The following is a 12,314-nucleotide window of genomic DNA, read 5'->3' as shown; positions in this document are numbered from 1 at the left end:
GATGGCACGCATTTTTTTGCATTTTATATGATGTTTGTCATGCGAATTATCGAATCCAGCCCTTCTAACCATGGGGGGCCTCTTCAGGCTCCCGCCGCAAAGGAAGCCCCATGAAAGCGTTTGTTCTGGATCGTTACGCCAAGAAGGGCGCGCTCAGGCCCGCCGACGTTCCTGCGCCCTCTTTGCGCGACGACGAGGTGCTGGTGGAGGTGCATGCAGCGGGCGTCAATCCGCTCGACGCCAAGATCCGGGACGGGGAGTTCAAGCTCATCCTGCCCTACAAGATGCCGCTCATCCTGGGGCACGACGTGGCGGGCGTGGTGGTGCGTGTGGGGCCGCGCGTGCGGCAGTTCCAGCCCGGCGACGAGGTCTATGCCCGGGCGGACGACTTTCACATTGGCACCTTTGCGGAACTCATCGCCGTCAAGGAGTCTTCGCTGGCCCTCAAGCCCCGCAGCCTGACCATGGAAGAGGCGGCGTCTATCCCCCTGGTGGCCCTGACGGCCTGGCAGGCCCTGGTCGAGAAGGCCCAGGTGAAAAAAGGGCAGAAGGTCTTCATCCAGGCGGGCTCGGGCGGGCTGGGCAGCATCGCCATCCAGCTGGCCAAGCACCTGGGTGCCACCGTGGCCACCACCGCCAGCGCAGGCAATGCCGCACTGGTCCAAAGCCTGGGCGCCGATGTGGTCATCGACTACCGCCAGCAGGACTTTGAAGCGGTGCTGCGCGACTACGACATGGTGCTGCACAGCCAGGACAGCAAGGCGCTGGCCAAGTCCCTGCGCGTGCTCCAGCGCGGCGGCCAGCTCGTCTCTGTCTCGGGCCCGCCAGACCCCACATTTGGGGAAACCATTCGCGCCCCCGGCTTTTTGCGGTTGGTGTTCCGCCTGTTGAGCGCAGGCACCCGGCGCCGCGCTCAGGCGCTGGGCGTTGGCTACGGGTTCTTGTTCATGCGGGCACAGGGCAGCCAGCTGCAAGAGATCACACGCCTGATCGACGCCGGGGCCATCCGCCCGGTGATTGACAAGGTGTTTGCCTTTGACGCCACCAACGAAGCCATCGCTTACGTGGACACCGGCCGCGCCAAGGGCAAGGTCGTGGTCAAGGTGCGCTGAGCTGTTCGCTGGCGGTTACCCGCACCCACCGATTGCTCGCTGCGCATTGATCCCCGACACGTTTGACCCGCACCTCACTGTCCATTCCCAACCCACCCCTGGAGATTCCCATGAAGATCGAAAACGCTGTTGTCCTCGTCACCGGTGCCAATCGCGGCATTGGCCTGGCTTTTGTCCGCGAGCTGCTCGCACGCGGTGCGCGCAAGGTCTACGCCGCTGCGCGTGACCCATCCACCATCGCCCCGCAACCCGGCGCGCAGGCCTTGCGTCTGGACGTCAACAACCCCGAAGACGTCGCGGCGGCTGCTGCGCTGGCATCCGACGTAACCTTGGTCATCAACAACGCGGGCATCGCCCAGCCTGGCGGCTTCATGGCGGCCGACAGCGAGGAGGTCATGCGCCGCATTTTTGAGACCAATGTCTTTGGCGTGCTGCGCGTCAGCAAGGCCTTTGCGCCTGTGCTGCAGGCCAACGGGGGCGGGGCGCTGCTCAACGTGCTGTCGGTGGCATCGTGGGTGAATGGCGGCGAGCTGGCGGCGTACTCGGCCAGCAAATCAGCCGCCTGGTCGCTCACCAATGCACTGCGCCACGAGCTGGCAGCGCAAAAAACGCAGGTCCTCGGGCTGCACATGGCGTATGTGGACACCGACCTCACGCGCGGCTTCGATGTACCCAAGACCAGCCCGGTTCAGATCGTGCGGCGTGCGCTGGATGGTCTGGAAGCAGGTGCGGACGAGGTGCTGGCCGATGAACTCACGCAGCACGTCAAGCTCGCGATGACGGCCACGCGGCCCAGCTACCTGCCACAGTCTGCCTGAAAAGGCAGCACATGGGCAAGGGGGCGGTGGCAGAGCACGACCGGCCAGTTCATCGCGCTGACCGGTCAGGCCCCAGGCGTCACGCCGCCTTGGCCAGTGGCGTGGCGTACCGGCTGGCGGGGCGCGCCAGGCCCAGGTTCTCGCGCAGGGTGTTGCCTTCGTATGCGGTGCGGAACAGGCCGCGCCGTTGCAGCTCCGGCACGACCAGGTCCACAAACTCGTTGAGCGACTGGGGCAGCACGGGCGGCATCACGTTGAAGCCATCGGCCGCGCCGTTCTCAAACCATTCCTGCATGCGGTCCGCAATGGCCTGGGGTGTGCCCACCACCACCCAGTGGCCGCGCGCGCCGGCCAGGTATTCGTACAGCTGGCGCACGGTGTACTTCTCGCGCCGGGCCAGCTGCAGCACCACGTGGGCGCGGCTGTTGATGCCCTTGGGCGGCTCGGGAATGTAGGGCGGCGGCGCGTCCAGATTCCACTGGGCCAGGTCTTCGCCGGGCCAGAAGGGCGCCAGCGTAGCCAGGCCCACGCTGGGGTGGATCAGCGCCTGCAGCTCGGCCCACTTGGCCTGGGCTTCTTCCTCGGTGCGGCCGATCACCGGGGAGATGCCGGGCAGCACCAGCAGCTCGTCGGGGTGGCGGCCGTACTTGACCATGCGGCCTTTCACGTCCTTGTAGAACGCCTGGGCCTCGGCCAGGCTGGTCCAGGCGGTGAAGATGGCCTCGGCCGTGGCAGCGGCCAGCTCCTTGCCGTCTTCGGAAGAGCCCGCCTGCACGATGACCGGGTGGCCCTGCACCGAGCGCTCGATGTTGAGCGGACCCTGCACCTTGAGGTGTTTGCCCACGTGGTTCAGCGCGTGCAGCTTGTCGGGGTCGAAGTAGATGCCACTCGCCTGGTCGCGCACCAGGGCATCGTCGTCAAAGCTGTCCCACAGGCCCTTGACCACGTCCACAAACTCGTGGGCGCGCTCATACCGCACGGCGGGGTCGGGGTGGGTGTCCAGGCCAAAGTTGCCATGCACGTTCTCGGCGCTGGTGGTCACCACGTTCCAGGCGGCGCGGCCCTTGCTGATGTGGTCGAGCGAGGCGAACTTGCGTGCCAGCAGGTAGGGGTCTTCGTAGGTGGTGGATGCCGTGGCCACAAAGCCGATGTGTTTGGTGACGGCCGAGAGCGCCGCCCACAGCGTGACGGGCTCGAAGTGCGAGATGCGCCCCTGGCGGCTGAAGGACTCGCGGTCGCCCTTGTGCCACACGCCCGGGCTGTCGGCCACAAACACTTGGTCGAACAGGCCGCGCTCTGCCGTTTGTGCGACCTCGATGTAGTGGTCGATATTCACTCCCGAATCGACCTGCGAGCCGGGGTGGCGCCAGGCGGCGACATGGTGCCCCGTGGCCATGATGAAGGCGCCGAGGCGCAGTTTGCGTGGGGTTTCAGATTGGGTCATAAGAATGTCGATGGTTTAAATCAAGCGCGCGGCCTGCGAAACCGGCGCGGCCCAGGCCAGCGCACCCGTGGAACCGGCTTTGCCGGGCCAGGGGGTGCGTCCCCCTCGGGGGATGGCGCCGAAGGCGACTCAGGGGGGCTAGTCAGTCACTGTGATGCGATGCAGCTTGCGGTGCTGCGGGAAGAAGTCGCCCACTGCGTAATGCTGGGTGGAGCGGTTGTCCCACACGGCCAGCGTGCCCGGCGCCCAGCGCAGGCGGGCCTGGAACTCGGGTACCTGGGGCAGGGCAAACAGCTGGGTCAGCAGGGCATCGCTCTCCACGCGCGACAGGCCCTTGATGTGGCTGGTGAAGGTGGAGTTCACATACAGCACCTTCTTGCCCGTGACCGGATGCACACGCACCACCGGGTGTTCCACCGGCGGGTACTTGGCGCGGGCGGCTTTCAGCTCATCGCCGCTGGCGTCCTTGCGCAGCAGGTACTCCGTCCAGCCGCTGATCTCCCAGGTGTGTACGGCCGTCAGCGTCTCCAGGTAGGCCTGGAAGGCGGGCGACAGGCTGGCGTAGGCGGCCGTGAGGCTGGCCCACAGCGTGTCGCCGCCGCTGGCCGGAATCACCTGCGCATACAGGCTGGTGCCCAGCGGTGGCTGCTCGCGCCAGGTGATGTCGGCATGCCAGTTGCTCGACGCCTTGGGGCGCTCGGCGGTGCTTTCCACGATCTCGATTTCGGGGTGGTCCTCCAGCCGGGGGAAGAACGCCTTGACCTCGGCCACGTTGCCAAAGCTGCGGGTGAAGTCCACCTGCTGCTGGGGCGTGATGTGCTGGTCGCGGAAGAACAGCACCTCGTGCACGGCCAGGGCTTGGCGCAGCTCGGCCTGGGTAGCCGCATCCTGCGGCTGACGCAGGTCCAGGTCGTGGATGACGGCGCCGATGGTGGGGGTGTAGGGCTCGACCGCAAAGCGGGTGAAGGTGGGGTGCAAATCGTTGAGATTGGACATGGTGCTGCTTTCTGAAACGAGGGTGGTGGAAAGAGAACTGCCATGCCATTGGGACAGTGCATGTGCGGCGCATCAACGAAGCAGTTCGCATATGCATAGTCGGAAAACCGCGCCCTGTGGCGGCGCGCTGGATGCCTGGTGTGCCCAAATTTGCATATCTGTTTTTGGTCGTTGGCTGCTGCAGCGGGCTTGCCTAGAGTCGTTGTCGATTCATGACAACAGGCACGAAAGGTCAACACATGAAAAAAACGCGATGGAGTACCGCACTGCGCAGGGCCGCAGCGGCAGCGGGCGCGGCAATGGTTTGGGGCCTGTCGATGGGCGGCGCAGCCGCGCAGACGCCGGAGCCGCTGAAGGTGATCCGCATCGGCATTGCCACCGGTGGCGTGGGCAGCGATCCGGTGCGCCATGGCGGCACCTCGGCCGCGCTGGCCTACACCGACGGCGCGCTGGAAGAGGAGTTCAAGAAAGACGGCGTGAAGGTGCAGTGGACCTTCTTCAAGGGCGCAGGCCCCGCCGTGAACGAGGCGCTGGTCAACAAGCAACTCGACTTTGCGTGGCAGGGCGATTTGCCTTCCATCGTGCACCGGGCCAGCGATGTGAAGACCAGGATCATCCTGGGCAGCGGTGTGCGCGGCGGGCTTTACCTAGCGGTACCGCCGGATTCCAGCATCCGCCGCCTGGAAGACCTCAAGGGCCGCAAGGTGGCGGTGTTCAAGGGCACCAACCTGCACCTGGCCGCCGTGCGCGCGCTGGCCGACAAGGGGCTGAGCGAGCGCGACGTGAAGCTGGTGAACCTGGACCTGCCCAGTGCCGACGCCGCATTGGTCAGCAAGGACATCGATGCCGCGTTTGGCTACGTGGGCTTGTTCAAGCTGCGCGACCAGGGCCTAGCCAAGGTGGTGTGGTCGGCAGCGGAAGACTCCTACAAATACACCCGCCAGACAGCGTTGCTTGTCGCCGATGACTTTGCCGCCCGCCACCCCCAGGTGGTGCACCGCGTGGTGAAGACCGTGGTGCGCTACGCCCACAAGTACTCCGACGAAGACCGCCGTGCCGAACTGTTTGCACAGTGGGGCAAGGCCGAGTACCCCGAGAAGGTGTGGCGCGAAGACTTCATCGGCCAGCCGCTGCGTGTGCGCCTGTCGCCACTGCTCGACCCGTTTCTGGTCGCGCGCTACAAGGACGCGGCCGACGAGGCCCACAAGCTCAGGCTGATCCGCAAGAAGCCTGAGATCGACAGCTGGTTTGACCGCCGCTACCTGGACGCGGCGCTCAAGGAGCTGAAGCTGGAAGGCTACTGGCCCGTGTATGGCCGCAATGGAGAACTGGCCGCCGCACTCTGAGCGCAGGCCAGCCGCCGTAGATAACGATTGGTAGGTAGGGGGACGGGCTGGCGAAAGCCGCCCTTTGCAACCCGCCGGCACCCTGTGCCCGGCGGGTTTTTTTGTGCCTGCTTCTGGCCCCGCTCATAACGTCAGCGCCGCTGCTCATGCCGCAAACATCTTTGTCATTGCATATGAGTATTAACCATTTATTTTTATAACAAACGTCTTTTACATTTCTTTTGGTTTTTATCGAGGTTGCCTGCCCAGCCCCGGGCGTTAGCACCTCTTCCACCCGAAAGGACACGCAAAAGATGGCGATACCCGCACTGAACGCGGCTGGGCCTGCCAGCCCCACGCACCCGTTGGAGCCGCTGCCGGAGGTGCATGCGCGCCGCGTTGCGACCTTGAGAAACAAGGCCTCGTGGGCTTGGGCAGGGCGCTCGCTTTGGGCCTGGCCCTTTCCGCTGGCCGTGCTGGCGCTGTGGCAGCTCTCGGCGGTTTGGGGCTGGGTGCCCGAGCAGGTACTGCCGCCGCCCGCTGCCGTCTTCAAGGTATTTGGCGAGCTGCTGGCCAGCGGCGAGCTATGGGACCACCTGCGCATCAGCATGGTCCGCGTGTTTGCGGGCTTTGGCATTGGCCTGTCGCTCGGTCTGTTGCTGGGCGGGGCTATGGGCCTCTCGCCCACCTTTCGCGACTACGTGTTTCCGTTGTTCAAGGCGTTCAGCCAGGTGCCGGTGATCGGCTGGCTGCCGCTGCTGATCCTGGTGGTGGGCATTGATGAAGAGCTGAAGTTTTTGCTGATCGCCAAGGCTGCACTGGTGCCCGTGGCCATCAACACCTGCCAGGGCATCCAGAACGTGCCCAACCGGCTGGTGGAGGTTGCGCGTGTGTATGGCTTTACCCGCTGGCAAATGCTGCGCAAGGTGGTGTTTCCGGCGGCCACGGCGCCCATCTGGAATGGCGTGCGCTATGGGCTCACCCATGCCTGGCTGGCGCTGGTAGTGGTGGAGCTGCTGGCGTCGTCTGAGGGCATCGGCTTCCTCATCGTCTACGGCCGCCAGCTCTTTCAGCTGGACGTGGTGCTGGCAGCCGTGCTGGCCGTGGGCATCGTGGGGTTTGTGATCGACAAGCTGCTGGCCGTGTCCGAGGCGTGGCTGCTGCGCTGGCGCAAGCCGGGTCTGTGAAAGGGGTGTGCGAATGTCTTCTGTGAACGTGCAACGCAACCTGTTCCACAAAGTGCCCCCACGCCTGCGGGGCTGGGTGCTGCCCGTGCTGATTGTGGCTGTGTGGTGGGCGGTGGTGGCCTCGGGGGCGTCCGATTCGCCCCTGCTGGTGTCGCCGCTGGCCGTGTGGCAGCGCGGCGTGGGCCAGGTCGTCAGTGGCGAGCTGTGGGTGGCCTTGTCGGCCAGCCTGTGGCGCATGGCCTGGGGGTTTGGCATTGGTTCGAGCATCGGGCTGGCGGTGGGGGCGCTGCTGGGCTGGTCGCGCTGGGCCGAGCGGCTGGTGGGGCCCACCTTCCACACGCTCAAACAGATCTCGCTGTTTGCGTGGATTCCGATGCTGTCGATGTGGTTTGGCCTGGGCGATGCCGCAAAGATCGCGTTCGTTGCAATGGCGGCGTTCTTCCCCGTGGTGCTCAACACGCTGGAGGGCCTGCGCAGCGTGCCGCGCGAATACCTGGAGGTGGCCCGCGTGTACGAGTTCAGCGTGTGGCAAACGCTGCGCCGCGTGGTGGCGCCTGCGGCGGCGCCCTCGCTGTTCACCGGCATCCAGCTCTCGCTCATCTACAGCTGGCTGGCCACGCTGGGGGCCGAATACCTGCTGGCCTCGGGCAAGGGCATTGGCAACACGCTCATCGACGGGCGCGAGCACTTCTGGATGGACCTGGTGCTGTTTGGCGTGGTGGTGGTGGGCCTGGTGGGCTTTGCGCTGAACGCGCTGCTTGGTGCGCTGGAAAAGCGCCTGCTGGCCTGGCGCGACCGCACCGTAGCGCGGTATTGAGCCCCCTGAGGCGCTGCGCGCCATCCCCCTCAGGGGGACGCCCCCAGGGGCCTGGCAAAGCCAGCTCCCCGGGGGCGCTGGCCTGGGCCGCGCCAGTTGCGGGCCATGGCCGAGAACAACGTCATTTGAAAAGGAACACACCATGGCACACGCCGGTACCCTGGCCATTCGCGGCCTGAACAAACAGTACGAGGTCAAGGGCGAAGCCCTGCCTGTGCTGCAGGACATCCACCTCACCATCGAGCCGGGCGAGTTCGTGAGCATTGTGGGCTCCAGCGGCTGCGGCAAGTCCACGCTGCTGCGGCTGGTGATTGGCCTGGAGGGCGATTACCAGGGCGAGATATTGCTCAACGGCCAGCGCATTGTGGGCACCAGCCTGAACCGGGGCATCGTGTTCCAGGAGCACCGCTTGTTTCCCTGGCTCACGGTCGAGAAGAACGTGGCGCTGGGCCTGCTCAACTCCAGCCTGACCGAAGGCCAGCAGCGCGCCACCGTGCGCGAGCACATCGAACTGGTGGGGCTGCAAGGCTTTGAGACGGCCTACCCGCACCAGCTCTCGGGCGGCATGTCGCAGCGCGTGGCGATTGCGCGGGCGCTGGTCAACCGGCCCGACATCCTGCTGCTGGACGAGCCCTTTGGCGCACTCGACGCCATGACCCGCGCCCACCTGCAGCAGGAGCTGCACCGCATCTGGCAGCAAGAGGGCATCACCATGATTTTGGTGACGCACGACGTGGAAGAGGCCGTGTACCTGGGCGACCGCGTGGTGGTGATGGAGCCGCGCCCCGGTCGCATCCGCCGCACCGTGCCGGTGGGGCTGCCCCATCCGCGCGAGCGCACCTCGCATGCGTTTACCGCCATCAAGGACAGCGTGCTGCGCGAGTTCTCCGGCCACCCGGCAGCCGATTTGGCCGAGCCGCCGCTCAAGCGCGGCGAGCAGCTGGCACCCGCTGCGCAGTGGCAGTTTGCCGTTTGATTTTTGTTCTTCCCTTTCCCGACTCCCGAGATTCCCATGACACAACAAAACACCCTCGCTTTCTCCACACGCCGCTCACTGCTGGTGGCTGGCGCTGCCACATTGGCCACCCCCCTGGTGCTGCGCGCACAGTCGCCTGCCAAGGTCATCCGCATCGGCTCGCCCGACCTGGGCACCGCCGGCAAGCCCTCGCCCGGCGGCAGCGTGTTTGCGGTGCTGCAGGCCAACAAGTGGCTCGAAGATGAATTTGCCAAAGACGGCATCAAGATCGAGTGGAACTTCTTTCGTGGCGCAGGCCCGGCCGTGCACGAGGCGCTGTCGGCCAAGCAGCTCGACATCGTCTCGCTGGGCGACCTGGCTGCCGTCATCGGCCGCGCGCGCGGCCTGCCCACCCGCTTCATCGCGGCTACAGGCCGGGGCAGCAACAGCTACCTGGCCACGGCGCCGGGCGTGAGCATCAAGACCGTGGCCGACCTCAAGGGCAAGAAGGTCACGGTGCTCAAGGGCACGGCCTACCAGCGCACGTTCGACAACCTGCTGGCCACAGCGGGCCTGACCGAAAAAGACGTGAAGCTCATCAACATGGACTGGCCCACCTCCAAGGCCGCCGTGGTGGCCGGGCAGATCGATGCCACGTTTGGGGGCCCGGACCTGTTCCTGCTCAAGGCGCAGGGCGTGCAGATTGCGCTGAGCACCAAGGGCCGGGGGCCCGACTACACCATCAACTCCGGCATTCTGGCCACCGAGGATTTCGCCACGCAGAACCCACAGCTCACGCAGCGCCTGGTGCACCAGCTGGTGCGCGCCGCCCACTGGTCTTCGCAAGAGAGCAACCGCGAGGCGCTCATCAAGCTGTACGCCGACAACAGCGGCAACCCCGAACTGTCGTTCCGCGAAGAATTGGCGGGCGACAACCTCAATGCGCGGTACTCGCCGCTGCTCGACGAGGGGTTCATCGCCGGCTACCAGGGTGTGCTGGATGACGGCGTCAAGCTGGGGCTGATCCGCCAACCTTTTGATGTGAAAGCCTGGTTCCAACCCACCTTTGTGCAGCAAGCCGTCAAGGACCTCAAGCTCGACAAGCAGTGGCGCGAGACCGATGCCGCTGGCAAGGCCAAGGGGGCGGCATGAGCACCGCCGCCACCAACACCACGGCGCAAGCGCCCAACATCGTCTTCATCCTGGCCGACGACCTGGGCTGGGCCGACCTGAGCGTGTACGGCCAGGCCGACTTCACCACGCCGCACCTGGATGCGCTGGCGGGCGAGGGCGTGCGCTTCACGCAGGCCTATGCCAACTCGGCCGTGTGCTCGGCCACGCGCTTTGCGCTGATCACCGGGCGCTACCAGTACCGGCTGCGTGGCGGGCTGGAAGAACCCCTGGTGCGCAAGGCCCATGTGCACGGCCTGCCGCCCGAGCACCCTACGCTGCCATCGCTGCTGCGCGGTGCGGGCTATGACACGGCGCTGATTGGCAAGTGGCACCTGGGCAGCCTGCCCACGTTCGGCCCGCTCAAGAGTGGCTACGACCGTTTCTTTGGCAACTACGGTGGCGCCATTGATTACTTCACGCACAAGCCCGGCGTGGGTGACGCCGTGGCGCGCGATTTGTACGAAGGCGAAGTGCCGGTGGAGCGCGTGGGCTACTACACGCAGCTGCTGGCTGACGAGGCCACGCGCTGGATTGGCGAGCGCAGCGCGGCCAAGCCGTTCTTTTTGTCGCTGCACTTCACGGCGCCGCACTGGCCTTGGGTGGGGCCGGAGGACGAAGAAATATCGCTGGGCCTGAAAGACCTTTTTCACTACGACGGCGGCAATCTGGCCACCTATGCGCGCATGGTGCGCTCGCTCGACAAGGCCGTGGGCCAGATGCTGGACGCCCTGAAGGCGCAAGGCCTGGCCGACAACACCATCGTCGTGTTCACCAGCGACAACGGCGGCGAGCGCTTTTCCAAGACCTGGCCCTTCACCGGCCAGAAGACCGAGCTGCTGGAAGGCGGCATCCGCGTGCCCACGCTGCTGCGCTGGCCCGCGCGCATCGCGCCGCAGGTGAGCGACCAGGTCACCGCCACCATGGACTGGCTGCCCACGCTGCTGGCCGCCGCAGGCGTGGCACCTGCGGCTGACTACCCGCCAGACGGCGAGAACATCCTGCCCGTGCTGCTGGGCGATGCGCCCGCACACCCGCGCACGCTGTTCTGGCGCTACAGGTCGCAGCGCCAGCGCGCTGTGCGCGAGGGGCGCTTCAAGTACCTGCGCATCAACGACAACGAGTTTCTGTTCGACGTGGAAGCCGACACGCTGGAGCGCGCCAACCTGCGCGACAAGCACCCCGATGTGTTTGAGCGCTTGCGCACGGCGTGGGAGCAGTGGGACGCGCAGTTCCTGCCCATCACCGACGAGGTGATTACCCACGGGCTTTCGCCCGACATCCAGGCCGACCGCTACGTGCCCGACCTGGCCGAGCGTGGCATGTGAAGGCTTGTTGCACACCTGAAGAGCGAAATATTCGAATAAAAAAGGGCCTTTGCGCCTGATGGGTAAGCCTTTTAAGCTATCTAAATAATAGCAATTGGCATGTGCAAGACCTCGGTACCAGACCATGAACTTCCAGCAACTGCGCTCCGTGCGCGAAGCCGCGCGGCGCGGCTTCAACCTGACCGAGGTGGCACACATGCTGCACACCTCGCAACCCGGCATCAGCCGCCAGATCCGTGAACTGGAGGACGAGCTGGGGGTGGAGATTTTTGTGCGCGCGGGCAAGCGCCTCACGGGGCTGACGCCACCGGGTGAGTTGCTGCTGCCCACGGTGGAACGCCTGCTGCTGGAGGCCGACAACCTCAAGCGCGCGGGGCAGGACTTCAGCGACAGCGCCCAGGGCCGCCTGTCTGTGGCCGCCACACACTCGCAAGCGCGTTATGCGCTGCCCCAGGTGGTGCGCGACTTCCGCGCCATGTTCCCGCAGGTGTCGCTGCACCTGCACCAGGGCTCCCCGCGCCAGGTGGCCGAGATGCTGCTCAGTGGCGAGGCCGACATTGGCGTGGCCACCGAGGCACTGGCCAGCTACGACGCACTGGTCACGCTGCCTTGCTACCGCTGGACGCACAGCATCGTCGTGCCCCCTGGCCACCCGCTGCTGGCCCACCCCGGCCCCGTCACGCTGGAGCAGCTGGCAGAGCACCCCATCATCACCTATGAGCTGGGCTACACCGGCCGCGCCCACATCGACACTGCTTTCGCCCAGGCGGGCCTGGCGCCAGACATCGTGCTCACCGCCATGGACGCCGACGTGATCAAGACCTATGTGGAGCTGGACATGGGCGTGGGCATCGTGGCCTCCATCGCGGTCGATGAAGACCGCGACCGCCACCTGCGCCTGATCGATGCGGGCCATCTGTTTGAAGTGAACCTGACCCGCCTGGGCCTGCGTCGCGGTGCATGGCTGCGGGGCTATGCCTACCGTTTCATCGAGAGCTTTGTGCCCACCCTCACGCGGGAGATGGTGGAGCAGGCGGTATCTTTGGGCGCATCTCCCGAGCAAGAGGCTTGATCGGGCGGGGGCATGCTCAGCGTGGCGCCAAAAAGGCCAACTTCCTGACCACCCTGGGTCGCGCGAGGTGCCTGTTGCCAGCCGTGGCCC

At 65.8% G+C, this 12,314-nt stretch carries 11 protein-coding genes; 9 read left to right on the top strand and 2 right to left on the bottom strand.

Annotated elements, in window-relative coordinates; all coding sequences use genetic code 11:
- Positions 1-110: 110 nt before the first annotated feature.
- Together ACSQ3O_RS15195 and ACSQ3O_RS15190 are read left to right on the top strand one after the other, a co-directional pair.
- Positions 111-1,112 (top strand): NADP-dependent oxidoreductase, encoded by a 1,002-nt coding sequence (locus ACSQ3O_RS15195; protein ID WP_436139499.1) that lies wholly within the window; start codon positions 111-113, stop codon positions 1,110-1,112.
- Positions 1,113-1,222: 110 nt separating this feature from the next.
- Positions 1,223-1,930 (top strand): SDR family oxidoreductase, encoded by a 708-nt coding sequence (locus tag ACSQ3O_RS15190; RefSeq protein WP_137748033.1) that lies wholly within the window; start codon positions 1,223-1,225, stop codon positions 1,928-1,930.
- Between the two features lie 79 nt (positions 1,931-2,009).
- Here the strand turns inward: ACSQ3O_RS15190 and ACSQ3O_RS15185 are convergent, their stop codons facing one another.
- Both ACSQ3O_RS15185 and ACSQ3O_RS15180 read right to left on the bottom strand, forming a co-directional pair.
- The gene (locus ACSQ3O_RS15185; RefSeq protein ID WP_436139498.1) at positions 2,010-3,374 is read right to left on the bottom strand and encodes an LLM class flavin-dependent oxidoreductase; all 1,365 of its coding nucleotides are present in this window, start codon (positions 3,372-3,374) and stop codon (positions 2,010-2,012) included.
- 138 nt (positions 3,375-3,512) lie between these two features.
- Complete coding sequence (locus ACSQ3O_RS15180; RefSeq protein ID WP_436139497.1) at positions 3,513-4,370, bottom strand: TauD/TfdA dioxygenase family protein; 858 nt, start codon at positions 4,368-4,370, stop codon at positions 3,513-3,515.
- A gap of 299 nt (positions 4,371-4,669) precedes the next feature.
- Here ACSQ3O_RS15180 and ACSQ3O_RS15175 point away from each other — a divergent pair, with 299 nt between their 5' ends.
- From ACSQ3O_RS15175 to ACSQ3O_RS15145, 7 genes are all read left to right on the top strand, one after another.
- The gene (locus ACSQ3O_RS15175) at positions 4,670-5,716 is read left to right on the top strand and encodes an ABC transporter substrate-binding protein (protein WP_436141132.1); all 1,047 of its coding nucleotides are present in this window, start codon (positions 4,670-4,672) and stop codon (positions 5,714-5,716) included.
- Between the two features lie 293 nt (positions 5,717-6,009).
- The gene (locus ACSQ3O_RS15170; protein WP_436139496.1) at positions 6,010-6,882 is read left to right on the top strand and encodes an ABC transporter permease; all 873 of its coding nucleotides are present in this window, start codon (positions 6,010-6,012) and stop codon (positions 6,880-6,882) included.
- 13 nt (positions 6,883-6,895) lie between these two features.
- Positions 6,896-7,699: an ABC transporter permease gene (locus ACSQ3O_RS15165; protein ID WP_436139495.1), complete on the top strand. Its 804-nt coding sequence runs from the start codon at positions 6,896-6,898 to the stop codon at positions 7,697-7,699.
- A gap of 142 nt (positions 7,700-7,841) precedes the next feature.
- Entirely contained in the window at positions 7,842-8,675 is an 834-nt protein-coding gene (locus tag ACSQ3O_RS15160) for an ABC transporter ATP-binding protein (RefSeq protein WP_436139494.1), read from the top strand.
- 36 nt (positions 8,676-8,711) lie between these two features.
- Positions 8,712-9,806 carry an ABC transporter substrate-binding protein gene (locus ACSQ3O_RS15155; RefSeq protein ID WP_436139493.1) on the top strand — a complete coding sequence of 365 codons (1,095 nt, stop codon included), beginning with the start codon at positions 8,712-8,714 and terminating at the stop codon, positions 9,804-9,806.
- Positions 9,803-11,152, top strand: a complete 1,350-nt coding sequence (locus tag ACSQ3O_RS15150; protein ID WP_436139492.1) for a sulfatase family protein — start codon at positions 9,803-9,805, stop codon at positions 11,150-11,152. The genes ACSQ3O_RS15155 and ACSQ3O_RS15150 overlap by 4 nt, the downstream gene beginning before the upstream one ends.
- A 124-nt stretch (positions 11,153-11,276) precedes the next feature.
- Complete coding sequence (locus ACSQ3O_RS15145) at positions 11,277-12,224, top strand: CysB family HTH-type transcriptional regulator (protein WP_137748024.1); 948 nt, start codon at positions 11,277-11,279, stop codon at positions 12,222-12,224.
- Positions 12,225-12,314 lie beyond the last annotated feature (90 nt).

This window comes from Acidovorax sp. LjRoot74 (assembly GCF_964254355.1).
Taxonomy (GTDB): Bacteria; Pseudomonadota; Gammaproteobacteria; order Burkholderiales; family Burkholderiaceae_C; genus Acidovorax.
The sequence above is the reverse complement of the archived record's forward strand: the minus strand, read 5'-3'. Positions and strand labels throughout refer to the sequence as shown.

Bases quoted from the DNA above. Each gene is read 5' to 3' on its own strand.
- ACSQ3O_RS15185 (WP_436139498.1), bottom strand. From the start codon at position 3,374: ATGACCCAATCTGAAACCCCACGCAAACTGCGCCTCGGCGCCTTCATC.
- ACSQ3O_RS15160 (WP_436139494.1), top strand. From the start codon at position 7,842: ATGGCACACGCCGGTACCCTGGCCATTCGCGGCCTGAACAAACAGTAC.
- ACSQ3O_RS15190 (WP_137748033.1), top strand. From the start codon at position 1,223: ATGAAGATCGAAAACGCTGTTGTCCTCGTCACCGGTGCCAATCGCGGC.
- ACSQ3O_RS15195 (WP_436139499.1), top strand. From the start codon at position 111: ATGAAAGCGTTTGTTCTGGATCGTTACGCCAAGAAGGGCGCGCTCAGG.
- ACSQ3O_RS15165 (WP_436139495.1), top strand. From the start codon at position 6,896: ATGTCTTCTGTGAACGTGCAACGCAACCTGTTCCACAAAGTGCCCCCA.
- ACSQ3O_RS15175 (WP_436141132.1), top strand. From the start codon at position 4,670: ATGGTTTGGGGCCTGTCGATGGGCGGCGCAGCCGCGCAGACGCCGGAG.
- ACSQ3O_RS15155 (WP_436139493.1), top strand. From the start codon at position 8,712: ATGACACAACAAAACACCCTCGCTTTCTCCACACGCCGCTCACTGCTG.
- ACSQ3O_RS15170 (WP_436139496.1), top strand. From the start codon at position 6,010: ATGGCGATACCCGCACTGAACGCGGCTGGGCCTGCCAGCCCCACGCAC.
- ACSQ3O_RS15145 (WP_137748024.1), top strand. From the start codon at position 11,277: ATGAACTTCCAGCAACTGCGCTCCGTGCGCGAAGCCGCGCGGCGCGGC.
- ACSQ3O_RS15150 (WP_436139492.1), top strand. From the start codon at position 9,803: ATGAGCACCGCCGCCACCAACACCACGGCGCAAGCGCCCAACATCGTC.
- ACSQ3O_RS15180 (WP_436139497.1), bottom strand. From the start codon at position 4,370: ATGTCCAATCTCAACGATTTGCACCCCACCTTCACCCGCTTTGCGGTC.